Below are 23,530 nucleotides of genomic sequence, written 5' to 3'. Positions count from 1 at the left end.
CCGACCCGCTGGCGTCGGGCAGGTGCCTGCGACCGCAGGTCACTCGCACGACGGACCACCGTGCCGACCCGCTCGCGTCGAACACGTGCCCGCGACCGCAGGTGACCCTCACGACACGCGACCGCACCGACCCGCTAGCGTTGAGCGCGTGCCTGCGACCGCCCGATTCCTCGTCGTCCTCGACGCCGATTCCACGCTGATCCGCAACGAAGTCATCGAACTCCTCGCCGACGAAGCCGGCCGAGGATCCGAGGTGGCCGCCGCCACCGAGGCCGCCATGCGCGGCGAGGTCGACTTCGCGACGAGCCTCCGCTCCCGCGTGCAGGCGCTCACCGGCGTGCCCACCGAGGCCTTCGCGCGTGCCATCGCCCGTATCGAGCCCACGCCCGGCGTCCGCGATCTGATCGCCGCCGTTCACGAGCGCGGCGGAATCGTCGGCGTCGTCTCGGGCGGCTTCCACGAAGTCCTCGACACGGTCGCCCCCGAGCTCGGCGTCGACCTCTGGCGCGCGAACAGGCTCAGCGCCGTCGACGGCACCCTCACGGGAGAGGTCGAGGGAGAGATCGTGGATGCCACGGCCAAGGCCGACACGCTCCGTCGCTGGGCAGGAGAACTCGGCGTCCCCCTCCCCCTCACGCTCGCGATCGGCGACGGGGCGAACGACCTCGAGATGATGGCGACCGCGGGGCTCGGACTCGCGTTCAACGCCAAGCCGGCCGTGCGCGAGCGGGCGGACCTGGTGATCGGCCCCGTCGACCTCGCCCAGGTCGTCGCACTGCTCCCCCGCTGAGCGGATCGGGCTCGGGTCCTCCCGGCGCGCGCGGAGTCGCCTGCTTCCGTTCGGTGCCCTTCCCGATGTCGGAGGCCCGTTCTACGCTCGCCGCATGGACGTCATTCTGGTTCCCGGTCTCTGGCTCGACGCGTCGTCGTGGGACGACATCACCCCTGCCCTCGAGGCGGCAGGTCATCGTCCGCACCCCGTGACCCTGCCCGGGCCCGCGGTGGGCGACCTCGTGATCGACGACTGGGTCGACGCCGTCGTCAGCGAGATCGACCGTCTCGGCGAGAACGTGGTGCTCGTCGGGCACTCGGGCGGCGGCAACGTCGTGTGGGGCGCGGCGGATCGGCGGCCCGCGCAGGTCGCGCGCGTCATCCTCGTCGACACGATCGTCCCGCACCCGGGCGCGATGATCTCGGACTTCCCCGTCGAGGACGGAGTCGTGCCCTTCCCCGGGTGGGATTTCTTCGACGATGACGACGTCGCTGACATCGACGACGAGACACGTCGGCGGACCGCACAGCAGGTCGTCGACGTTCCGGGCCGTGTTCCGACGTCGCCGATCACGTTGACCGACGAGCGGCGGTTCGCGATCCCCGTCACGATCCTGTCAGGGCAGCTCGATGCCGAGTCGCTCCGCCGCGTCCTGGCCGACTGGGGGGCCTACGCTGAAGAGGTCGACCGCATCGAGAGCGTCGAAGTCGTCACGCTCGACTCCGGCCATTGGCCGCAGTTCTCGCAGCCGCAGAAGTTCGCAGAGACGCTCGCCGCGGCCGTGCGGTAAGACGGGCGCGACGCCGCACGAGAGCTCTCTCGGCGGCGAGGCGCGACGCGAGCCCCGACGCGAACCCCAGGACGCCGGAGAGCACCCCGGCGCGTCTCGCGATCAGTGACCCATGCCCGGCTGGCGCACCCGGGAGTCGTCGCGGTCACGAACCAGGAGCGTTCAAATCAGCGCCCTCTGCCCGGGCCCGGCCGCCAACGGGAATCACGAAGCCCGACACGCCGGCGAGTCTCGCGCTCAGTGGCCCATGCCCAGGCCACCGTCGACGGGGATCACGGCGCCCGAGATGTAGGCGGCGTCATCGCCGGCGAGCCAGGTCACGACGCCGGCCACCTCGTCGGCCGACGCGAAGCGCCCGGCGGGGATGTTCTTCTTGTACTCGGCCTGCGTGTCAGCGGGGAGCTCGGCGGTCATGTCGGTCTCGATGAATCCCGGGGCCACCACGTTCGCGGTGATCCCGCGACCTCCGAGTTCACGGGTCAGCGACCTCGCGAAGCCGACGAGAGCGCTCTTCGAGGCGGCGTAGTTGATCTGACCGGCCGAGCCGTACAGACCGACGACGCTCGAGATGAGGATGACGCGACCCCAGCGAGCCTTGAGCATGCCCTTCGAGGCGCGCTTGACCACGCGGAACGCACCCCCGAGGTTCGTGTTCACGACGCTGTCGAAGTCGTCTTCGCTCATGCGCAGCAGCAGGGTGTCCTTCGTGACCCCGGCGTTGGCCACGACCACGGCGATCGGGCCGAGCTCGGCCTCGACCTGCGTGAAAGCGGCGTCGACGGTGGCGGCGTCGGTCACGTCGGCACGCACGGTCAGCGTCCCCTCGGGGCCCTCACCCGAGCGGGCGGTCACGGCGACCTTCCACCCCTCGGCGACGAAACGCTCGGCGATGGCTCGACCGATGCCCCGGTTTCCTCCGGTGACGACGACGACGCGGTCCTGGGACATGGTGAGACTCCTGCGCTTGCGATGACGGAACCGGCCCAGCCTACCGAGGCCGCCCCGATCGCCTCGCGCAGCGAGGTTTGACACGGGGTCAGCGGCGCTGGAACGCTGAGAGGACGCGCGACGAAAGGGGCTCCCGTGAGCGACGACCGCACCACCGACCCGCAGCATCCCGACGACACCGGGTCCGACAGCACCTCGGGAGGCGACACCTCGTCGTCCCCGTACGCTCCGCAGAGCGACGGCGTCCCCGGGTACGACTCCCCCGCGGCACCGGCGACTCCGCCCTCCGAGGCGGCCGGGTCATCGGCATCCGCTCCGCCCTATGGCTCCTCGACGGAGGGCGCCGCGACCGGCGGCGCTGCCCCCTACGGCACCCCGGCCCCGGACGCCCCGGCGTACGGCACCCCCGCCGCCCCGGCACACGGCACGCCCGCGCCCCTGGCCTACGGCACCCCGGCACCGGACGCCCCGGCATACGGCACCCCCGCTGCCCCGGCATACGGCACGGCGTACGGCACGCCCGCACCCGAGGCACCCGCCTACGGAGCCCCGGCGTACGGTCAGCCCACGACCTCGACCTACGGGCAGCCCGCGTACGGCACCCCGAACGCGGGATACGGCTACGGCGGCGGCTACACCGCCCCCGCGCGCACCAACGTGCTCGCGATCATCTCGCTCGTGGCATCCCTCGTCGGTTTCGTCCTCATCCTCCCGGTGGTCGGATCGATCGCCGGTGTGATCATGGGCCACATCTCGCTCAAGCAGATCAAGGATCGGGGCGAGCGCGGCCGCGGCATGGCGCTCGCCGGCGTCATCATCGGGTACGTCACGCTGCTGTTCGTCATCCTGTTCGTGATCGGGATCTCGATCCTCATCGCGAGCGCAGGGACCAGCGGCTCGCGCTACGGCGCCTGACCTTCGGCGGCGGGTTCGCCGGGTGCCTCGCGCGCCCGGCGAACCCGCGCTCGACGGCTTGTCACGACGTCGAACAGTCCGCGCAAGGCCGCGCCCTGCCCCACCGCCGCGGGCGTACCCTGATACCACTGTGAAGACATCGCACACCGCCCAGTCCGCGACGTCGCTCCCCAAGGCACCGAGGGAGGACGCCGACTCCCGCTTCGCCAAATACATGGTGATGATGGGTATCCGTGTCGCGTGCTTCATAGCGATGGCCGTGATCACGCCCTACGGCTGGTACACCTTCGTGTTCGCCGCCGGGGCGATCTTCCTCCCGTACCTCGCGGTCATCGTCGCCAATGTCGGCGCCGATCAGGGGTCCGCCGAGGCGATCAACCCCGAACGGGCGATCGAGGCTCCCGCGGCGACTCCCGCCCCCGCGGCGGCGGCCGATGGCCCCATCGTCATCCGCATCGCAGAGACCCCGCGCCTCGAGTCACCGCGCGACCCGTCGTGACCGACGAGCCCGCGGAGTGCTCGCGGGCCGGATGCCGAGACGCCGCCGCCTGGGCGATCCGCTGGCGCAACCCGCGCATCCACCCCGCCGACCGCCGCAAGACCTGGGTCGCGTGCGATGAACACGTGTCCTACCTCCGGGAGTTCCTCAGCGCCCGAGACTTCCCCGTCGAGGTGTCAGCCCTTTCGAGAGGTCGCGTGTGAGCGCCGCGCCGACCGACGTACCCTGGAAGACGTGGTCAGGTCTGTCGAAGTGCACGCGCGCGGGCGCCTCACGCCCGTGAGCTCCGCGGCGGAGAACGGAGACGCCTCGTGAGCGCGCGCGAGATGCCGGCCGCCGGGCGCTGGGCCCTCTACGTCGGAATCGCGATCCTGTTTGCGATCGCCTGCGGGTTCCTGTCGAACTGGCAGTTCTCACGCAACGCCGAACGCAGCGAGCAGTTGCAGCTTGTGGCCGACAACTACGACGCCGCCCCCGTCCCGCTCGGTGAGCTCCTCGCCCCGGGGGCCGAGATGAACCCCGGCGACGAGTGGCGCCCCGTGCGCATGGAGGGGCAATATCTCGCCGACGAGCAGCTCCTCGTCCGCAACCGCGCGCACGGCGGTTCGGCAGCCTACGAGCAGCTCGTCCCCTTCCGCCTCGACGACGGCCGGACGTTCCTGGTCGATCGCGGGTGGCTGCCTCCGGGCAACCGGCAAGCGGAACCCGACGAGATCCCCGCGCCGCCCCAGGGCCAGGTGAGCGTCGAGGTGCGCCTCCGCCCCGAAGAGGCCGCGCCGACCTCGGGGCGGACCGCTGAGGCCGGTCAGGTCCCGACCATCAACCTCGGTCTCGTCGCGGAACAGACCGGACCCCTCGAGCAGGGTGCATACGGTCTGCTCATGTCCGAGACGCCGGCGCCGGCGACCACGCCCAACACGGTCGACCCGCCGAGCAACGACCCCGGGCCGTACCTGTCCTACGCCGTGCAGTGGATCCTGTTCGCCGTGATGGGGTTCGGCTTCATCACCTACGTCATCGTGAGCGAGCGCAAGCTCCGCCGCGAGGAAGCGGATGACGAGGACGACGATGTTCTGCCCGAACCGATCCCCGCGCCCCAGAGACTCGCGGGCGAGAAGCGCCGCGTCGATCCGGTCGCCCTTCACCGGGCGCGGAAGCGGCCGAAGGATCGCGACGCCGACGACGAGGATGCCCTGCTCGACGCGCGGTGAGCGCGGGAGGGGATGCCGAGGAATCGGCAGACCCGCACAGCGATCGGTCTCGAGCGCCGCACCGAGGGCCCTCACGCGTGCGACGCCGGAGCGTCTGCGCCCGCGTGATCAGATCCGCGTGATCGCGGCCCCAGACGTCCTCGACGGCACCGACCCGAGGACGACCCCGGTTACGCCAGCGTGATCAGGTCCGCGTAGTCGCGACCCCAGATATCCTCGACAGCACCCACCGCGAGGACGACCCCGGCTACGCCAGCGTGATCAGGTCGGCGTAATCGCGACCCCAGATGTCCTCCACACCGTCTGGGAGGATCAGCACGCGCTCGGGGTTGAGCGCCTCGACGGCACCCTCGTCGTGCGAGACGAGCACGACGGCTCCCTCGTAGTGCGACAGGGCGCCGAGGATCTCCTCGCGCGACGCGGGGTCGAGGTTGTTCGTGGGCTCGTCGAGCAGCAGCATGTTCGCCGACGACACCACGAGCGTCGCGAGCGACAGGCGCGTCTTCTCACCACCCGACAGCACCCCGGCGGGCTTCAGCACGTCGTCGCCGACGAAGAGGAACGAGCCGAGCACCTTGCGGGCCTCGGTCGCGGTGATGTGCGGCGCCGACGACATCATGTTCTCGAGCACCGAGCGGTTCACGTCGAGGTTCTCGTGCTCCTGCGCGTAGTACCCGATCTTGAGTCCGTGGCCCGGCTCGAGCTGTCCGGTGTCGGGCTGATCGACGCCGGCGAGGATGCGCAGCAGCGTCGTCTTTCCCGCACCGTTCAGGCCCAGGATGACCACGCGCGAGCCGCGGTCGATCGCGAGGTCGACGTCGGTGAAGATCTCGAGCGAGCCGTACGACTTCGACAGACCGGATGCCATGAGCGGCGTCTTGCCGCAGGGCGCGGGCTTCGGGAAGCGCAGCTTGGCGACGCGCTCGTCCTGACGCACGTCGTCGAGGCCCGAGAGCATCTTCTCGGCGCGGGCGACCATCTGGTGCGCGGCCGCGGCCTTCGAGGCCTTCGCGCCGAAGCGCGCGGCCTGCAGCTGCAGCGCCGTGGCCTTCTTCTCGACGTTGACGCGCTCCTTCTTGCGGCGCTCCTCGTCGGCCACGCGCTGGCGCAGGTAGTTCTTCCAGTTCATGTTGTAGACGTCGATGACCTGGCGATTGGCATCCAGGTAGAAGACCCGGTTGACGGTCTCGCCGACGAGCTCGACGTCGTGCGAGATCACGATGAGCCCGCCCTTGTAGCCCTTCAGGAACTCGCGCAGCCACACGACGCTGTCGGCGTCGAGGTGGTTGGTCGGCTCGTCGAGGATCATCGTCTGCGCGTCCGAGAAGAGGATGCGCGCGAGCTCGATGCGGCGGCGCTGACCACCCGAGAGGGTCTTCAACGGCTGGTCGAGGATGCGGTCGGGAAGAGAGAGGTTGTGGGCGATGGATGCCGCTTCGGCCTCGGCCGCGTATCCGCCGGCCGACTCGAACTCCTCGGTGAGGCGGCCGTACTTCTTCATCGCCTTCGCAGCGACCGCGGGGTCGTCGTCGCCCATCGCCATCGACGCCTCGTGCATGCCGAGGGCGAGCGAGCCGAGCCCGCGCGCGTCGAGGATGCGCGTGCGCGCGAGCATCTCGGGGTCGCCCGAGCGGGGGTCCTGCGGCAGGTAGCCGAGCTCGCCGACGCGGTCGACGCCGCCGTTCGAGGGGAGCAGATCGCCGGCGAGCACCTTGGTCAAGGTAGTCTTTCCGGCTCCGTTGCGCCCGACGAGGCCGATCTTGTCGCCGTCGGAGACGCGGAACGCCACGTCTGACATGAGCACGCGGGCACCCACGCGGATCTCGAGGTCGTGCACGGCGAGCACAGCGAACGTCCGTTCTTCGGGGATGGGGAAGCAGGCCGACATGGCCAGCCACCCAGTATAAGACGCGCCCCTGCATGCCCGCCGACAGCGTGGTTTTCCTGCGGGCCCGAGGACAAGCCGCGGCCGGGCGTGCCGAAAGGCCGATCCCGGATGCCGTTACCTCGACGCCGAGACGATCGCCTGGATTCGCGGCATCCCGGTTTGCGTTCCCACCCGAGCACTGAACTAAACTAAGCCTATCCTTACCTAACACGCAGGAGGCTCTTCGTGTCCCGATTCCGCGCGCTGGCGGCACTCGCCGTCGGTACCGCCCTCGTCCTCACCGGCTGCGCCGGTACCTCAGCCGCCCCCGGCGCGCAGGAAGGGTCGTCGACGTCGGCAACGGGGTCCTTCCCCGTCACGATCGACCACGCCTTCGGCGAGACCACGATCGAGGCGCAGCCGAAGCGCGTCGTCACGGTCAGCTGGGGCAATCAGGAGGCCGCGCTCGCGCTCGGCGTCGTGCCCGTCGCCATGCCGAAGGTCACCTGGGGCGACGAAGACGGCGACGGCATGCTCCCCTGGGTCAAAGACAAGCTCGACGAGCTCGGCGCGCAGACGCCCACGCTGATGGACGAGACCAACGGTTTCGACTATGAGGCGATCGCCGACGCGAAGCCCGACGTCATCCTGGGCGCCTACTCGGGTATGACGCAGGAGCAGTACGACACGCTCAGCAAGATCGCCCCCGTCGTGGCCTTCCCCGAGATCGCCTGGGGTACTACGTGGCAGCAGATGACGCTGACGGATGCCAAGGCCCTCGGCCTCGAAGATCAGGCGCAGCAGCTGGTCTCCGACCTCGAGAAGCACGTGACCGACGAGTCCGCCACCTACCCGGCTCTGGCGGGAAAGAAGGCGCTGTTCACCTACATCGACCCGACGGATCTCAGCACCGTCGGCTACTACTCGACCAAGGACCCGCGCGCGACGTACCTCGACGAGCTCGGCCTGGTGCCCTCGTCGGCCGTCGAGGCCTCCAGCGCCACCGGTGACACCTTCTGGTTCACCGAGAGCACAGAGAAGATCGAGAACTTCTCGGACGTCCAGGTCCTCACCGGCTACGGCACCGACGCGACTCTCGCGCAGCTGCAGGCCGACCCGCTGTGGTCGCGCATCCCCGCGATCGCGAACGGCGCCGTGGCGTTCCTGCCCGACAACACCACCCTGGCCGCGGCCGGCAACCCCAGCCCGCTGTCTATCGGCACGTCCTACGGCGATGACTACATCGCGCTGGTCGGCAAGGCCGCCGAGAAGGCCGCGTCCTGATGCGGGCGCGTCCGGCGCGGGCCGTCCCGACGCCGCAGGTCTCGGTGCGGTCCGTCCGGACGCCGCTCGTCACGATGCACGCCCCTCGCCCGTCGGCGCGATGACCGCTCTCGCACCGGCTCCGACCGCCCCCGGCGACGCCCGCCCGCGTCGCTGGGGGCGGCGACGCGTCGTCGGCGTCACGGCCTTCGTCGCCGTGCTCGTCGTCGCCGTGGTGCTGTCCGTGACCTTCGGCGCCCGCGACGTCACCGCCGCGGACGTGTGGGCGGGGCTCACCGGCTCCACCGACACGACGTCGGCTGCCGCCGTCGCCAAGCGCATCCCCCGAACGATCCTTGCGGTCCTCGTGGGCGCGGCCCTGGCCGTGTCGGGCGCCGTGCTGCAGGGGGCGACGCGGAACCCGCTCGCCGACCCGCAGATCCTCGGGATCAACGGCGGAGCGGGACTTGCGATCGTCACGGGGATCGCCTTCTTCGGCCTGAGCTCGCCGTCGATGTACATCTGGACGGGCATGCTGGGCGCTGCAGCCGCGGCCGTCCTCGTCTACACGATCGGCTCACTCGGCCGCGGCGGGGCGACACCCCTGCGCCTGGCCCTCGCCGGCGCGGTGACCGCTGTCGCGTTCAGCTCGCTGACGAGCGCGATCCTGCTCCCCCGGACCGACGTGATGAACGTCTTCCGGTTCTGGCAGATCGGCGGCGTCGGCGGAGCCACGGTCGAGACCATCGGCCAGGTGCTCCCCTTCCTCCTCGCCGGCCTGATCATCTGCCTCGCGAGCGCACCGGCGCTGAACACTCTCGCGCTCGGCGACGAGCTCGCCGCGGGACTGGGCGCCCGCGTGCGCACCGCGCGTCTGGTCGCGACCCTCGGAGCGGTCGTGCTCTGCGGAGCCGCGACCGCCGTCGCCGGACCCATCGGCTTCGTGGGCCTCATCGTGCCCCACATGCTCCGCCTGGTCGTCGGCGTCGACCACCGGTGGCTCCTCCCCGTCTCGGCCCTCGGCGGTGCGACCCTGCTGACCCTCGCCGACGTCGTCGGTCGCGTCGTGGCCCGTCCCGAAGAGATCGAGGTCGGCATCGTCACCGCTCTCATCGGCGCCCCGTTCTTCATCGCCCTCGTCCGCCGTCAGAAGATGAGGGCCCTGTGACCACGCACCTCTCCCCCCGGGTCGCCGCGCCCGGCCCGGCCCCGGACGCCCTGGCATCCGTCATCGCCGGACGCCGCCGTCGTCGCCGTCGCTGGACCCTCGTCACCGCGACCCTGGCAGCGGCCGTCGTCGCCGCGTTCACCCTCTCGCTCATGCTGGGCCAGACGTTCTACTCGCCCGCCGAAGTGTGGGGCGTCCTCACCGGGCAGCGCGTCGCCGGAGCCTCGTTCACCGTCGGCGAGCTGCGCCTGCCCCGCGCGATGACGGCCCTGCTGACGGGGCTCTGCTTCGGCATGGGCGGTGTCGTCTTCCAGACCATGCTGCGCAACGCCCTCGCCAGCCCCGACGTGATCGGCATCAACACCGGCGCGAGCGCGGCGGCCGTCATCGGCATCGTCGTGCTCGGCTGGGGCGAGACCGCGGTGTCGTTCCTCGCGATGGCGGCGGCTCTGGCCGCGGCGCTCGCGATCTACCTGCTCTCGTATCGCAACGGCAGCTCGGGCGCGCGACTCATCCTCGTTGGCATCGGTGTCGCCGCGATGTGTCAGGCGGTCGTCTCGTACGTCGTCGCGCGCGCCGCGCAGTACGACCTTCCCGCCGCGATGCGCTGGATCACCGGCAACCTGAACGACGCCACGTGGGACCGAGCGATGCCGGTCCTCTTCGCGGTCGTCGTGCTGGGTCCGGTGCTGCTGGTCCTGGCCGGGCGCCTCGAGATCCTCCGCATGGGAGACGACACCGCAGCCGCCATCGGTCTGCCCGTCGAACGCAGCCGCCTGCTGCTGATCGTGGCGGCCGTCGGCCTCCTCGCCTTCGGGACGGCGGCCGCCGGGCCCATCGCGTTCGTCTCGTTCCTCGCCGGCCCCATCGCGGTGCGCCTGCTCGGCCCGGTCGGTTCGCCGATCCTGCCGGCCGGCCTCGTCGGAGCCCTGCTCGTGCTGGTCGCCGACTTCGCCGCGCAGTACGCCTTCGGCACCCGCCTGCCGGTCGGCGTCATCACCGGCGTGCTGGGCGCGCCGTACCTCATCTTCCTGCTCGTCCGCAGCAGCCGATCCGAAGGGACATCGCTATGAGCGCCGACCGCACCCCGGCCCACCCCGTCCCCCACCACCGAGGAGCCACCCGATGACCATCGAGCGCACCCTGACCGCCGAGAGCGTCACGCTCGGCTACGGCGATCGGACGATCGTCGACTCCCTGGACCTCGCCCTGCCGCCGGGGCGTGTGACCGCCATCGTCGGCGCGAACGCCTGCGGCAAGTCGACGCTGCTGAAGGCGATGGCCCGTCTGCTGACACCCTCGGCGGGGCAGGTCCTGCTCGACGGCAAGTCGATCCATCGCCTGCCGACCAAGCAGGTCGCCCGCGTTCTCGGGCTGCTTCCGCAGTCGCCGATCGCCCCCGACGGCATCGCCGTCAGCGACCTCGTCAGCCGGGGCCGCCACCCGCACCAGGGCGCCCTCTCGCGCTGGACGAGCACCGATGACGCAGCGGTCGCCCGCGCGCTCGAGGCCACGGACGTCACGCACCTCGCCGACCGCCCCGTCGACGAGCTCAGCGGGGGCCAACGCCAGCGCGTCTGGATCGCGATGGCCCTCGCTCAAGAGACCGACGTGCTCCTGCTTGACGAGCCGACGACCTTCCTCGACATCAGCCATCAGATCGACGTCCTCGACCTGCTCACCGACCTCAATCGCGACCGCGGTACCACCGTGGCCATGGTCCTCCACGACCTCAACCTCGCCGCCCGCTACGCCGACCACCTCGTGGCCATGGCCCAGGGCGAGGTGATCGCGGCCGGCGACCCCTCCGACGTCCTCACCGAAGAGACCGTGCGCCGCGTGTTCGGCCTCGACAGTCGCGTCGTGCCCGATCCCCTGACCGGGCGGCCGATGGTAATCCCGATCGGCCGCCACCACACCGTGGCCGAGCCCGAACAGGCCCAGGCGCAGACGGCCTGAGAGGTCACCAGAATCACGGAAGCCCCGGCCTCGGCCGGGGCTTCCGTCGTCGTCATGCCGGGCGTCTACGCCGTGCGCTCGACTTGCCCGGCGCGCCAGTAACCCATGAACGCGACACGACCGCGGTCGACACCGCACCCCGAGACGAGCATGCGCCGCAGGAGCTTCACGGTCGACGACTCCCCCGCGATCCACGCGTAGAACTCGCCCTCGGCGTCGGCGGGGCTGTCCCACAGCAGGTCGACATCGAGGTCGATCTCTTCGAGAACCTGCGGACGGGGCGCGGCCGCGCGCTCCAGAACGTCACCGGATGCCGCGGCCCAGGCCTCCATCGCTTCGATCAGCGCCTCGCCGTGCGGGCGTTCGCCCCGCGGGAGCCAGTGGACGCGCGCGTCTGCGCCGCGCACGGGGAGGGCGTCGTCGACGTCGGGCACTTCGATGAACGCATCGACGTCGAGACCGGGCTCGAGCCCCTCGAGCACGGCGCAGATCGCAGGAGCGGCGGTCTCGTCACCAGCGAGCAGAATGCGCCGCGCCGTGCCGGGGTGAAAGTCGATCCCCTGCGCCGAGTCGGCGCTGCGCGCGTCGGGGCCGACGACCACCAGGTGGTCTCCCGCCGTCGCCGCTTCGGCCCAGGACCCGGCCGGACCGGCGTCGTGGTGCACGACGAAGTCGATGTCGAGTTCGAGGGCCTCGGGGTCGATGCGGCGCACGGTGTACGTGCGGAAGGGCATGCGCTCCTCGTCGGGCAGGTCGCGCCAGCGCGTGTACCACTCGCCGTTGGCGATGGCCTCGGGGTCGTCCTGTCCGATGTCGCAGACGGTGCCGTCGCGGCCGGGCAGCACCAGCTTGACGCGCTGGTCACGGCGGTCGGTGCCGAACACGTCGAAGTCGGGTGAGGTGAGCGTCACGCGCACGAAGTGCGGCGTGAGACGTCGCGCGGTCTTCACCACGGCGACGTACGGGCGGTAGGCGGGACGCGTGGCAGTGATCACGAGATAAGGATATCCTTACCTTGCTTCCGGATGCCACGCCGCTGCCTCGACGGCGAGCTACCCGAGCCGGCTACGCGCGATCGACGAGCTTCCCGATCCTCGCGATCGCCTCGCGCAGCACCTCGGGAGCGCAGCCCACGTTGATGCGCACGTGGCCGATCCCCTCGACCCCGAACAGCGGGCCGTGGTGCAGGGCGACCTGCGCCTCGCGACGGATGTACGGGGCGGGGTTGTCGCCCCACCCGTACGACGAGACGTCGACCCACGCGAGGAACCCCGCCTCGGGGATCCGATACCGCGCGAGCGGCAGATGCTCGGCGAGCAGATCGGCGAGCAGACGACGGTTGTCGTCCAGGGCCACGAGCAGAGAGGCCAGCCATTCGTCGCTCTCGGCCGAGAACGCAGCCCGGTTCGCGATGACGCCGAACAACCCGGCCCGCCACTCGACCTCCCACGGCAGGGCGCGCACCACCGCCGCGGTCTCCTCCGAGCCGGTCACGATGACGGCGCACTTCAATCCGGCGAGGTTGTAGGTCTTGCTCGCGCTCGTCACGATGTACCCGACCGCGGCCGCCTCGTCACCGGCATCCAGGAAGGGAGTGAAGACCGCGGGGGCGTGCGTGAGCGGCGCGTGGATCTCGTCGCTGACCACGCTGGCGCCGTACCGCTTCGCGAGACGCGCGAGAGAGGCGAGGGAGTCCCGGGAGTGAACGGTCCCGGTGGGGTTGTGCGGGTTGCACAGCAGCACGGCGCGCGCTCCGCCCGCCAGGGCCGCCTCGATGCCCTCGAGGTCGAGGTGCCAGCGCTCCCCGTCGTCGATCAGAGGGACGCGCTCCACGACCGCCCCCGCCTCTTCGACCGTGTCGTAGAACGGCGGGTACACCGGGGGCGTCACGATCACCCGATCGCCGGGCGAGGTCACCCCCCGCAAGACCTCGACGACGCCCATCATCACGTCGCCCGTCCAGCGGATGCGCGCCGGGTCCGGTCGCCACCCCCACTGCCGCTCGGCGAAGTCGGCGAAATCCAGGTCGATGCCGGGACGCGGAGGTGTGTAGCCCGTGTCGCCGATCTCGACCGCCCGATGCAGCGCCGAGGTGATCGCCGGCGCCAGCGGGAAGTCGGTCTCGGCCACGAACATCGGGATGACGTCGTCGTCGTAGGAGCGCCACTTCGTGCTACTGCGCTGACGCAGGAGCTCGAGCGGCAGGGCCTGCAACGGAGGAACGCTCATGCGAAAAGCCTAACGAGGACCCCGGATGCCGGCACCCGGCGCGTCAGAGGAGGACACACGGGCGCGAGAAGGGTGCGAGAAGGGCATCGTTCGCCTCGCCGGAACGCCGAACGCCCACCCCCGGAGGGATGGGCGTTCAGGAAGGATTCTGCGGTCAGATCGCGAAGCCGAGGGCGCGCATCATGTCGCGGCCATCGTCGGTGATCCGCTCGGGACCCCACGGCGGCATCCACACCCAGTTGATGCGGAAGCGTTCCACGACGTTGTCGAGGGCCTGGGCGGTCTGCTCTTCGAGCACGTCGGTCAGCGGGCAGCCGGCCGAGGTGAGGGTCATGTGGATGACGAGCGCGTCGTTCTCGTCGTCCCACGCGAGATCGTAGATGAGGCCGAGGTCGACGACGTTGATCCCCAGTTCGGGGTCCATGACGTCTTTTAGAGCCTCGGTGACCTCGTCGTACTTCTCGGGAGCGAGGGTTGCGGTCATGTAACGATCCTACGCGTCGATCGGCGTACCGGCCTCGAGGAAGCGGTCGTAACCCTCTTCTTCGAGTCGGTCGGCGAGCTCGGGCCCGCCCTCTTCGACGATCCGCCCCTTAACGACCACGTGCACGAAGTCGGGGCGGATGTAGCGCAGGATGCGCGTGTAGTGCGTGATGAGCAGCACGCCGAGGTCGGTCTGCTCCTTGGCGCGGTTCACGCCCTCGGACACGATCTTCAGCGCGTCGACGTCGAGGCCGGAGTCGGTCTCGTCGAGCACGGCGATCTTCGGCTTGAGCAGCTCGAGCTGGAGGATCTCGTGACGCTTCTTCTCGCCGCCCGAGAAGCCCTCGTTGACGTTGCGCGAGGCGAACTTCGGGTCCATGCGGAGGTTCTCCATGGCGCCCTTGACGTCCTTCGTCCACGAGCGGATGGCCGGAGCCTCGCCGTCGATGGCCGTCTTGGCCGTGCGGAGGAAGTTCGTCACCGTGACGCCGGGGATCTCGACCGGGTACTGCATCGCGAGGAAGAGGCCCGCGCGAGCGCGCTCGTCGACGCTCATCTCGAGCACGTCTTCACCGTCGAGGGTGATCGAGCCGCTCGTGACGGTGTACTTGGGGTGACCGGCGATCGTGTACGCCAGGGTCGACTTGCCGGAGCCGTTGGGGCCCATGATGGCGTGGGTCTCACCGGTGCGCATGGTCAGCGTCACTCCGTTGAGGATCGGGGTCGTACCGTTCTCCGTCTCGACCGTCACGTGGAGGTCGCGGATCTCGAGGACAGACATGGTGTTCCTTACTCGTAAGTCTTCAGGTCGTGGGCGTTGTCGTGAGCGGCGCTCAGGCCGTCGCCTTGGTGACGGAGGGATCGATGAGCACGTCGTCTCCGTCGATCACGACCTCGTACACGGGGACCGGCTCGTAGGCCGGGAGGTTCAGGGGGCGGCCGGTCTTCAGCGAGAACGCCGAGCCGTGGGCCCAGCACTCCAGCGTCTCGCCCTCGACGAAGCCGTCCGACAGCGAGATGTCGCCGTGCGTGCAGACGTCGCCGATCGCGTGGACCTCGCCGTTGCCGTCGAGCACGACCGCCATGGCGACGCCGTCGATCTCGACGCGACGGGCCTCGTCCTGCACGAGCTCACTCAGGGCGCAGACGCGCGAAGCGCTCACGCGGCAGCTCCTTCGGCCAGCTCGTGCTCGATGGCCTCGATGAGCTCGGTCTCGAGCTCGGGGATGCCGATGCGCTGCACGATCTCGCTGAGGAAGCCGAGCACGACAAGGCGACGCGCCTCGTCTTCGGCGATGCCGCGAGCCTGCAGGTAGAACAGCTGCTCGTCGTCGAAACGACCTGTGGCGCTGGCGTGGCCGGCGCCCTGGATGTCACCGGTCTCGATCTCGAGGTTCGGGATCGAGTCGGCGCGGGCGCCGTCGGTGAGCACGAGGTTGCGGTTCGCCTCGTACGAGTCGGTGCCCGTGGCATCCGGTCCGATGAGCACGTCGCCGATCCAGACGCTGCGCGCGCTCTCGCCCTGCAGCGCGCCCTTGTAGAGCACGTCGCCGACGGTGTGCGGACCCTTGTGGTGCAGGTAGACCTGCGACTCGAGGTGCTGACCGGCGTCCGAGAACGACAGGCCGTACAGGCGCCCCTCGGCGCCGGGGCCCGAGAGCTCCACCGAGGGGTTCACGCGCACGACACCGCCGCCGAAGCTCACCACGACGTGCGTGAGCTTGGCGTCGCGGTCGACACGGGCCTGGTGGGATGCCGCGTGCACGGCGTCGTCGTTCCAGCGCTGCACCGACACGACGGTGAGGTCGGCGCCGTCGCGCACGATGATCTCGACGTTCTGCGCGTGGTTCGCCGTGCCCTCGTGACGCAGCACCACGGTGCCGCGCGAGTTGGGCTGAGCCTCGATCACGACGTGGGCGTGCGCGAGGCCGCCCGTGCCGGTCAAGCGCACCACGACGGGCTCGTCGAGCTCGACTTTCGCGGGGATCCGCAGCAGTGGAGCCTCGGTCTCGTGCGTCCAGGCGAGGGCCGCGGGCAGGTCTTCGGGCCGGAAGTGCTCACCGCGCGGCGCGGCGCCGGCGGCCAGGCGCAGCTGCTCCACGGCATCGGGCGCCTGCACGTCGACGGAGATGACACCGGACGGACCGGCCTCGTCGACGAACAGCGGAGCCAGGCGCGCGATCGGGCTGAGCTTCCAGTTGACCTCGCGCCCCGTGGGGGTGCCGAAGTCGGCCGGGTCGAACGAGGTCAGACGCTCCGAGCGCGTCTGAACCGGAACGACGGATGCCACGAGGGCTGCTGGGTCGATGTGACCCGTACCGGCGCCAGTCGACTGTGCCGTGGGTGATTCGGTCGCAGTCGTCATTTAGCCTACGGATCCTTCCATGCCCATTTCGATGAGCTTGTTGAGTTCGAGCGCGTACTCCATGGGGAGCTCCCGCGCGATGGGCTCGATGAACCCGCGGACGATCATGGCCATGGCCTCGTCTTCGGGCATGCCGCGCGACTGCAGGTAGAACAGCTGCTCTTCGCTGACCTTCGAGACCGTGGCCTCGTGGCCGAGCTGCACGTCGTCGACGCGGATGTCGATCGCGGGGTAGGTGTCGCTGCGCGAGATCGTGTCGACGAGCAGGGCGTCGCAGCGCACGGTGTTGGCGGAGTGGTGCGCGTTGACGTCCACCCGCACCTCGCCGCGGTATCCGGCACGACCGCCGCCACGGGCGATCGACTTCGAGACGATCGACGACTGCGTGTACGGCGCCATGTGGATCATCTTCGCGCCGGCGTCCTGGTGCTGACCGGGACCGGCGAAGGCGACCGACAGGGTCTCGCCCTTGGCGTGCTCGCCCATCAGGTAGATGGAGGGGTACTTCATCGTCACCTTGGAGCCGATGTTGCCGTCGACCCACTCCATGGTCGCGCCCTCGTGGGCGATCGCACGCTTGGTGACGAGGTTGTAGACGTTGTTCGACCAGTTCTGGATCGTCGTGTAGCGCACGCGGGCGTTCTTCTTCACGATGATCTCGACCACGGCCGAGTGGAGCGAGTCGCTCTTATAGATCGGAGCGGTGCAGCCCTCGATGTAGTGGACGTAGCTGTCCTCGTCGGCGATGATCAGCGTCCGCTCGAACTGACCCATGTTCTCGGTGTTGATGCGGAAGTACGCCTGCAGCGGGATCTCGACGTGGACACCCTTGGGGACGTAGACGAACGAGCCGCCCGACCAGACGGCCGTGTTCAACGCCGCGAACTTGTTGTCACCGGCGGGGATGACGGTGCCGAAGTACTCCTCGAAGAACTCGGGGTGTTCGCGCAGGGCGGTGTCGGTGTCCATGAAGATGACACCCTGCTGCTCGAGGTCCTCGCGGATCTGGTGGTAGACCACCTCGGACTCGTACTGGGCGGCGACGCCGGCGACCAGGCGCTGACGCTCGGCCTCGGGGATGCCCAGCTTCTCGTAGGTGTTGCGGATCTCTTCCGGAAGGTCTTCCCAGGTCTGGGCCTGCTTCTCGGTCGAGCGCACGAAGTACTTGATGTTGTCGAAGTCGATCTCCGACAGGTCGGCGCCCCACGTGGGCATCGGCTTCTTGCCGAAGAGCTGGTAGCCCTTCAGGCGCGTCTTGAGCATCCACTCGGGCTCGGACTTCAGGGCCGAGATGCCGCGGACGACGTCTTCGTTGATGCCGCGCTGCGCGATCGCGCCCGCCGCGTCGGTGTCGTGCCAGCCGAACTCGTATTGCCCCAGGCTTTCGAGCTCTGGTCGGTCGATGAGGACATCGGACATGGTGATCACTCTCCTTCTCGGGCCACAACGGTGTCATCCGCCCCGACATTCCGGACTCCGGTCGAAGTCCCAGGAAGGTCGCTGGTGGGCCCGCTCGAAGGCGCTGGCTGCGCGCCTAGACTGTCGTGGGTGCGGTTCGCGCGAGCGCTGCACCCGGACCCTCTGATTCTACAGGCAACACCCGCTCCCGGCATGGCAGGCCCGCTCTCCCGACAGCCCGGAGCACCTCGACGCCAGGAAGCCGTACGCATGCCCTCCGCCTCGTCCCCCACCGCCTCGACACGCGTCCCCGCACCCCTGCGACGGATCGTCGAGTGGCTCCCGACCGACGTCGACCGACGCGTGCGCGTCTTCGCGTGGCTGTCGTTCATCGCCGAAGTGCTGATCATCGGCACCGGCGGGGCCGTCCGACTGACGGGTTCGGGCCTGGGCTGCCCCACCTGGCCGCGCTGCACCCCCGACTCCCTCGTGAACACCCCCGAGATGGGCATCCACGGCATCATCGAGTTTGGCAACCGCACGCTGACCGGGCTCGTCGGCATCCTGGCCCTCGCCGTGGTCGTGCTGGTGTGGCGCATGCGTCACGAGCGCCGCGTGCTGTTCGTGCTCTCGCTCGTCGTGCTCGTCGGCATCGTCGCGCAGGCGGTCGTGGGCGGCATCACGGTGCTCACCGGCCTGAACCCCTTCATCGTCGGGTTCCACTACGTCGCGTCGGTGTCGATCGTGGCGGTGTGCGCGGCGTTCCTCGTGCGCATGAATCAGCCGGTCGGGCCGCGCCTGCTCGCCGCCCCGCGCTGGTTCGCCGGGCTCGTCCACGCGACGACCGGCGTCCTCGCCCTCACCATCGTCTTCGGCGTTCTCACCACCGGCGCCGGCCCGCACTCGGGCGACGCCTCGGCCGGACGCAACGGCTTCGATGCCGAGGTGCTCGAGCACGTGCACTCCTGGCCGGGATACGCCCTGTTCGCCCTGACGCTCGTCGTGGTCATCGCGTCCTGGCGCCTGCGCCTGCCGGTGCGCCGCTGGGCCGTCGCCCTGCTGGCCGTCGAGCTGGTGCAGATCGCCGTGGGGCTCTACCAGGCCCGCAACGGCCTGCCCGAGTGGGCCGTGGGCACCCACATGGTCCTGGCCGCTCTGGCCGCCGCGACCATGACGGTCGTCGTTCTGCGCCTCAAGGCGTCCGCGATCGCGGAGCGTCAGGGTGCCGAGCGCGAGACGGCGGCTGCTCACGGCTGAGGCGCCGACGACTCGCGACCGAGTTGCCCCGAACAGACCGCGTTCCCCCGCGTCAGGCCCACGAGACCCCCTTATACGCTCATAGGCGATTCATCGGCGACCCCTACACGGAGCACTGGCTCGTAGGTCATCGTTGATCGTGGCACTTCCGTGCCCACCGTCCCGTCGTCCCCCGCTTCGGGACCCGCCGCCCGACAACCCCCTGTCGGAACGACAAGGAGTACTCCCCATGAAGACTCGTCCCCGCCTGGTGACCAGCATCCCGTTCTGGGTGCTCGTCGTCGCATCCCTGGCCGCCATCGCCGGCGGACTCGCGATCGTCCTGAACGGGATCGACGCGATGGAGCAGGTGCTCAACGACCCGAACGCCACCGTCGTGCAGGTCTACGTCGGCCAATCGTGGGTCGTCGTCGGCGCCGCCGTCCTCGGTGCCGGCGCCATCGGCATCGTCGCGGTCCTGGCGCTCGCCGCCGCGGCCACGCTGACCCGTCGCCCCGACGTCGCGATCGAGACCATCGACTGGAACAGCGACGATGAGACTGCCGCCGAGAGCACCGTCCCCGCCGCTCCGTTTGCTCCGGCCACGACCGCAACCCCCCTCGCGGTCGAGGACGCCGACGTCGAGGTGCCCTCGACGACCCCCGCTCCGCCGCAGGTCGCCGCCGCGACTCACGACGCGCCCAAGCTCGACGCGGGCGACGGTTCGACCGGCCGCTGACTCGCGACGCGAAAGCGCCCGCTCCCTTCGGGGGGCGGGCGCTTTCGCGTGCAGGAGTCTTCCACCCGCGGGCGCGGGAACGCTCTCGAACGGCATCGCCCGCACCGCCGCCGGCTCGGAGGCACCGATGGAGCCGCGAACCACCGCGGCACCATCGCCTCGCACCACCGCGGGGGCTGACCGGACGAGTCGGGTCCGCCCCGCCACGCCGATCGCGCGCGCACTTCGCTGGTGGCGGAACTGCGCGCGCACACCGTGTCGCGGCGCGAGATCAGCGGAGACCCGCGCCGTCACCGCGCTGCCCCGGGGCCCGTCGACCGCCGGCTGCACCGGTCGACCGACCCGACGCACGCGCGGGGAGCCGGCATCCCGGAACGACGAAGCGCCCGCCCCGCAGACGGGACGGGCGCTGTCGAATCCGATCAGAACGGAAGCAGCGGGTCGACGGCGATCGCGACGAACAGCAGGGTCAGGTAGGTGATGGAGGCATGGAACACGCGCATCGGCCGGGGCTCGCCCCCGCGCACGGCGCGCGCGTAGAGGCGGTGCGATTCGTAAATGAACCAGCCGCCGAAGACGAGGGCCGACACGGTGTAGACGAGACCCATCGGCGCGACCGGGATCAGCAGGAGCGAGCACGCGACGGTCGCCCACGCGTACAGGATGACCTGCAGTCCGACCTGGGAACCGCTGCGGGTGGCGCCCAGCATGGGCACGTCCACCTCGTCGTACTGCGCCGCGTACTTCATCGACAGTGGCCAGTAGTGCGGCGGCGTCCACAGGAACACCAGAGCGAAGAGGATGAACGGCGCCCACGACAGCGAACCCGTCACCGCCGACCAGCCGATGAGGACCGGGAAGCACCCGGCGATCCCGCCCCAGACGATGTTCTGCTCGGTGCGGCGCTTGAGGATGATCGTGTAGATCACCACGTAGAAGAAGATCGCCGCGGCCGACAGACCCGCCGCGAGGACGTTGGTGAAGGCCCACAGCCACACCGTCGACACGACGGCCAGCGTCCACGCGAAGACCAGCGCGCCGCGGGGCGAGACCTCGCCCGTCACGAGCGGCCGGTTGACCGTGCGCTGCATGTGCGCGTCGATGTCGCGATCGAGGTACATGTTGAACGCTGCGGCCGAGCCCGCGCTCAGCGAGCCGCCGATCACGGTGGCCAGGATCAGCCACAGATTCGGCAGAGCACCCTGCGCGAGGATCATCACCGGCACGGTGGTCACGAGCAGCAGCTCGAGGACGCGGGGCTTCGTCAGAGCGACGTAGGCCCGGAGGGTGCGTCCGACGGAGCGGCGATCGGTCGTCGCAATGACGTGCGACGTCGTCGAGATGTCCATCGTCCCCCGGGGTAAGCGCGTATAGAACCTCCACGATTCTATGCCATCTCCACCACACGACCGGCCGTCTGTCGAGCCCCGTCACGCACCGCAACCTGCACCGGCGTTCTCGCTATGCTGGCGATGAACGCGCGCCCCGCGCCGACACCCCACCCCTCTCCCACTCCTACGGTGGTGAGTGCGGCGTCGGAAGTGAACCCGGGCGCTCAGTATCGAGAAAGGCGACCCAGTTGTCGGACTTCGAATGGGATGACATCGATCGGCGCGCGGTGGACACCGCCCGCATCCTCGCGGCGGATGCCGTCGAGAAGGTGGGCAACGGCCACCCCGGAACCGCGATGTCGCTCGCACCCGCGGCCTACCTGCTCTACCAGCGCGTCATGCGCCACGATCCCGCCGACACGCACTGGCCGGGCCGCGACCGCTTCATCCTGTCGGTCGGTCACTCCTCGCTGACGCAGTACGTCCAGCTCTACCTCGGCGGCTTCGGCCTCGAGAAGAAGGACCTCGAGGCGCTGCGCACCTGGGGCTCGCTGACCCCCGGTCACCCCGAGTACGGCCACACCGACGGTGTCGAGATCACCACCGGCCCCCTCGGCCAGGGCCTCGCCTCGTCCGTCGGCTTCGCCTACGCCGCCCGCTACGAGCGCGGCCTGTTCGACCCGGAGTCGCCGGCCGGCGAGAGCCCCTTCGACCACTACGTCTACGTGATCGCCGGCGACGGCGACCTGCAGGAGGGCGTGACCAGCGAGGCCTCCTCGCTGGCCGGCCACCAGGAGCTCGGCAACCTCATCGCCATCTACGACTCCAACCAGATCTCGATCGAGGACGACACCAACGTCGCCTTCACCGAGGACGTCCAGAAGCGTTACGAGGCCTACGGCTGGCACGTGCAGACGGTCGACTGGAAGAAGACCGGCGAGTACGTCGAAGACGTCGCCGAACTCCACGCCGCGATCGAGCGCGCGAAGGGCGAGACGAGCAAGCCCTCGCTCATCGTCCTCAAGACGATCATCGGCTGGCCCTCCCCCGGCAAGCAGAACTCCGGCAAGATCCACGGCTCGGCCCTCGGCGCCGACGAGCTGAAGGCCACGAAGGAGGTGCTCGGCTTCGACCCCGAGCAGCACTTCGCCGTCGCCGACGACGTCATCGCCCACACGCGCAAGCTCGTCGAGCGCGGCGAGGCCGAGAAGGCCGCCTGGCAGCAGAAGTTCGACGCGTGGGCCGAAGCCCACCCCGAGCGCAAGCAGCTGTGGGACCGCCTGCAGGCGCGCGAGCTCCCCGAGGGCATCGCCGACGCGCTCCCCGCCTTCGAAGCGGGCAAGGACGTCTCGACCCGCGCCGCCAGCGGCACGGTCATCAACGCCCTGGCCGCCGAGCTCCCCGAGCTCTGGGGCGGTTCGGCCGACCTCGCCGAGTCCAACCTGACGACGATCAAGGATGCCAAGTCCTTCATCCCCGCCAGCTGGTCGACGCACGAGTGGTCGGGCGACCCCTACGGTCGTGTGCTCCACTTCGGCATCCGCGAGCACGCCATGGGTGCGATCCTCAACGGCATCGTGCTGCACGGCCCCACGCGCCCCTTCGGCGGTACGTTCCTCATCTTCAGCGACTACATGCGCCCGCCCGTGCGTCTGGCCGCCCTGATGAACATTCCCACGATCTTCGTCTGGACGCACGACTCCGTCGCCCTCGGCGAGGACGGCCCCACGCACCAGCCGATCGAGCAGATCGCCACGCTCCGCGCCATCCCCAACTTCGCCCTCGTGCGCCCGGCGGATGCCAACGAGACCAGCGTCGTCTGGCTCGAGATGCTGCGCCGCACCGCCGGTCCCGCCGGCATCGCCCTGACCCGCCAGAACATTCCCGTCTTCGCCCGCGGCGAGGGGGCGGCATCCGGAGACGAGTTCGCCTCCGCCGAAGGCGCGGTCAAGGGAGCGTACGTGCTGGCCGAGGCCAAGAACGGCGAGCCCGACGTGATTCTGATCGCCACCGGCTCCGAGGTGCAGCTGGCCGTCGAGGCGCGCGAGAAGCTCGCCGCCGAAGGCGTGCACGCCCGCGTCGTGTCGGCCCCCTCGCTCGAGTGGTTCGCCGAGCAGGACGAGGCGTACCGCGAGTCGGTGCTGCCGTCGTCGGTCAAGGCCCGCGTGTCGGTCGAAGCCGGTTCCGCGCTCAGCTGGGCGGGCATCGTCGGCGACGCCGGCCGCTCCGTCGCGATCGACCACTTCGGAGCGTCGGCCGACTACAAGACCCTTTTCCAGAAGTTCGGCATCACCACCGAGCACGTCGTCGAGGCCGCGCACGAGTCGCTGGCCGCCGCGAAGAAGTAATCAGAGGAG

The 23,530-nt window shown here is 70.0% G+C and carries 23 protein-coding genes; 13 read left to right on the top strand and 10 right to left on the bottom strand.

The annotated features are described in order from the left end of the window. The first annotated feature begins 148 nt into the window (after nucleotides 1–148). Together serB and OVA26_RS09095 are read left to right on the top strand one after the other, a co-directional pair. Entirely contained in the window at nucleotides 149–790 is a 642-nt protein-coding gene (gene serB, locus OVA26_RS09100; RefSeq protein WP_268103893.1) for a phosphoserine phosphatase SerB, read from the top strand. A gap of 94 nt (nucleotides 791–884) precedes the next feature. Continuing rightward, the gene (locus tag OVA26_RS09095) at nucleotides 885–1,562 is read left to right on the top strand and encodes an alpha/beta fold hydrolase (RefSeq protein ID WP_268103892.1); all 678 of its coding nucleotides are present in this window, start codon (nucleotides 885–887) and stop codon (nucleotides 1,560–1,562) included. Between the two features lie 237 nt (nucleotides 1,563–1,799). Here OVA26_RS09095 and fabG read toward each other — a convergent pair whose 3' ends face one another. Next, a complete protein-coding gene (gene fabG / locus OVA26_RS09090) occupies nucleotides 1,800–2,510 on the bottom strand; it encodes a 3-oxoacyl-ACP reductase FabG (protein WP_056232098.1) in 711 nt (236 codons plus the stop codon). Nucleotides 2,511–2,645: 135 nt separating this feature from the next. Between fabG and OVA26_RS09085 the strand changes: the two genes are divergently transcribed. The 4 genes from OVA26_RS09085 to OVA26_RS09070 all read left to right on the top strand — a co-directional run bounded on the left by OVA26_RS09085 (nucleotide 2,646) and on the right by OVA26_RS09070 (nucleotide 5,135). After that, nucleotides 2,646–3,425, top strand: a complete 780-nt coding sequence (locus OVA26_RS09085; RefSeq protein ID WP_268103891.1) for a DUF4190 domain-containing protein — start codon at nucleotides 2,646–2,648, stop codon at nucleotides 3,423–3,425. A 130-nt stretch (nucleotides 3,426–3,555) separates the two neighbouring features. Then, nucleotides 3,556–3,924 carry a DUF3099 domain-containing protein gene (locus OVA26_RS09080; protein WP_268103890.1) on the top strand — a complete coding sequence of 123 codons (369 nt, stop codon included), beginning with the start codon at nucleotides 3,556–3,558 and terminating at the stop codon, nucleotides 3,922–3,924. Further along, nucleotides 3,921–4,127, top strand: a complete 207-nt coding sequence (locus OVA26_RS09075; RefSeq protein ID WP_268103889.1) for a hypothetical protein — start codon at nucleotides 3,921–3,923, stop codon at nucleotides 4,125–4,127. Before OVA26_RS09080 ends, OVA26_RS09075 begins: the two co-directional genes overlap by 4 nt. Nucleotides 4,128–4,250: 123 nt before the next feature. Continuing rightward, nucleotides 4,251–5,135, top strand: a complete 885-nt coding sequence (locus OVA26_RS09070; RefSeq protein WP_268104909.1) for an SURF1 family cytochrome oxidase biogenesis protein — start codon at nucleotides 4,251–4,253, stop codon at nucleotides 5,133–5,135. 247 nt (nucleotides 5,136–5,382) lie between these two features. On the opposite strand, the gene OVA26_RS09065 is transcribed toward OVA26_RS09070, so the two are convergent. Next, nucleotides 5,383–6,981 (bottom strand): ABC-F family ATP-binding cassette domain-containing protein, encoded by a 1,599-nt coding sequence (locus tag OVA26_RS09065; RefSeq protein ID WP_056232437.1) that lies wholly within the window; start codon nucleotides 6,979–6,981, stop codon nucleotides 5,383–5,385. Nucleotides 6,982–7,248: 267 nt separating this feature from the next. Here OVA26_RS09065 and OVA26_RS09060 point away from each other — a divergent pair, with 267 nt between their 5' ends. The 4 genes from OVA26_RS09060 (at nucleotide 7,249) to OVA26_RS09045 (ending at nucleotide 11,392) form a co-directional block, all read left to right on the top strand. Next, entirely contained in the window at nucleotides 7,249–8,286 is a 1,038-nt protein-coding gene (locus OVA26_RS09060) for an iron-siderophore ABC transporter substrate-binding protein (protein ID WP_268103888.1), read from the top strand. A gap of 100 nt (nucleotides 8,287–8,386) precedes the next feature. Beyond that, nucleotides 8,387–9,433, top strand: a complete 1,047-nt coding sequence (locus OVA26_RS09055) for a FecCD family ABC transporter permease (RefSeq protein WP_268103887.1) — start codon at nucleotides 8,387–8,389, stop codon at nucleotides 9,431–9,433. Next, nucleotides 9,430–10,506 carry a FecCD family ABC transporter permease gene (locus tag OVA26_RS09050; protein ID WP_268103886.1) on the top strand — a complete coding sequence of 359 codons (1,077 nt, stop codon included), beginning with the start codon at nucleotides 9,430–9,432 and terminating at the stop codon, nucleotides 10,504–10,506. Before OVA26_RS09055 ends, OVA26_RS09050 begins: the two co-directional genes overlap by 4 nt. A gap of 52 nt (nucleotides 10,507–10,558) precedes the next feature. Beyond that, nucleotides 10,559–11,392, top strand: a complete 834-nt coding sequence (locus tag OVA26_RS09045) for an ABC transporter ATP-binding protein (RefSeq protein ID WP_268103885.1) — start codon at nucleotides 10,559–10,561, stop codon at nucleotides 11,390–11,392. 65 nt (nucleotides 11,393–11,457) lie between these two features. Here the strand turns inward: OVA26_RS09045 and OVA26_RS09040 are convergent, their stop codons facing one another. From OVA26_RS09040 to sufB, 7 genes are all read right to left on the bottom strand, one after another. Next, nucleotides 11,458–12,387 carry a siderophore-interacting protein gene (locus OVA26_RS09040; protein ID WP_268103884.1) on the bottom strand — a complete coding sequence of 310 codons (930 nt, stop codon included), beginning with the start codon at nucleotides 12,385–12,387 and terminating at the stop codon, nucleotides 11,458–11,460. Between the two features lie 70 nt (nucleotides 12,388–12,457). Next, nucleotides 12,458–13,621: a MalY/PatB family protein gene (locus tag OVA26_RS09035; protein ID WP_268103883.1), complete on the bottom strand. Its 1,164-nt coding sequence runs from the start codon at nucleotides 13,619–13,621 to the stop codon at nucleotides 12,458–12,460. Between the two features lie 154 nt (nucleotides 13,622–13,775). Then, nucleotides 13,776–14,105 (bottom strand): metal-sulfur cluster assembly factor, encoded by a 330-nt coding sequence (locus tag OVA26_RS09030; protein ID WP_056232125.1) that lies wholly within the window; start codon nucleotides 14,103–14,105, stop codon nucleotides 13,776–13,778. Between the two features lie 9 nt (nucleotides 14,106–14,114). After that, nucleotides 14,115–14,885, bottom strand: coding sequence for a Fe-S cluster assembly ATPase SufC (gene sufC, locus OVA26_RS09025; protein WP_056232130.1), 771 nt, complete (start codon nucleotides 14,883–14,885; stop codon nucleotides 14,115–14,117). 52 nt (nucleotides 14,886–14,937) lie between these two features. Continuing rightward, nucleotides 14,938–15,267, bottom strand: a complete 330-nt coding sequence (locus OVA26_RS09020) for a non-heme iron oxygenase ferredoxin subunit (protein ID WP_268103882.1) — start codon at nucleotides 15,265–15,267, stop codon at nucleotides 14,938–14,940. Next, complete coding sequence (sufD, locus tag OVA26_RS09015; RefSeq protein ID WP_268103881.1) at nucleotides 15,264–16,469, bottom strand: Fe-S cluster assembly protein SufD; 1,206 nt, start codon at nucleotides 16,467–16,469, stop codon at nucleotides 15,264–15,266. The genes OVA26_RS09020 and sufD overlap by 4 nt, the downstream gene beginning before the upstream one ends. Further along, nucleotides 16,470–17,888 carry a Fe-S cluster assembly protein SufB gene (gene sufB, locus OVA26_RS09010; RefSeq protein ID WP_268103880.1) on the bottom strand — a complete coding sequence of 473 codons (1,419 nt, stop codon included), beginning with the start codon at nucleotides 17,886–17,888 and terminating at the stop codon, nucleotides 16,470–16,472. Nucleotides 17,889–18,137: 249 nt separating this feature from the next. Between sufB and OVA26_RS09005 the strand changes: the two genes are divergently transcribed. After that, nucleotides 18,138–19,124, top strand: coding sequence for a COX15/CtaA family protein (locus OVA26_RS09005; RefSeq protein WP_268103879.1), 987 nt, complete (start codon nucleotides 18,138–18,140; stop codon nucleotides 19,122–19,124). Nucleotides 19,125–19,353: 229 nt separating this feature from the next. Then, a complete protein-coding gene (locus OVA26_RS09000; RefSeq protein ID WP_268103878.1) occupies nucleotides 19,354–19,842 on the top strand; it encodes a dinucleotide-utilizing enzyme in 489 nt (162 codons plus the stop codon). 422 nt (nucleotides 19,843–20,264) lie between these two features. Here the strand turns inward: OVA26_RS09000 and OVA26_RS08995 are convergent, their stop codons facing one another. Next, nucleotides 20,265–21,191 carry a heme o synthase gene (locus OVA26_RS08995; protein ID WP_268103877.1) on the bottom strand — a complete coding sequence of 309 codons (927 nt, stop codon included), beginning with the start codon at nucleotides 21,189–21,191 and terminating at the stop codon, nucleotides 20,265–20,267. A gap of 230 nt (nucleotides 21,192–21,421) precedes the next feature. On the opposite strand from OVA26_RS08995, the gene tkt reads away from it, so the two are divergent. Further along, nucleotides 21,422–23,521 carry a transketolase gene (gene tkt / locus OVA26_RS08990; RefSeq protein WP_074694858.1) on the top strand — a complete coding sequence of 700 codons (2,100 nt, stop codon included), beginning with the start codon at nucleotides 21,422–21,424 and terminating at the stop codon, nucleotides 23,519–23,521. Nucleotides 23,522–23,530: the final 9 nt, after the last annotated feature.

It is taken from the genome of Microbacterium sp. SL62, from assembly GCF_026672635.1.
Lineage (GTDB): Bacteria > Actinomycetota > Actinomycetes > Actinomycetales > Microbacteriaceae > Microbacterium > Microbacterium testaceum_A.
The sequence above is the reverse complement of the archived record's forward strand: the minus strand, read 5'-3'. Positions and strand labels throughout refer to the sequence as shown.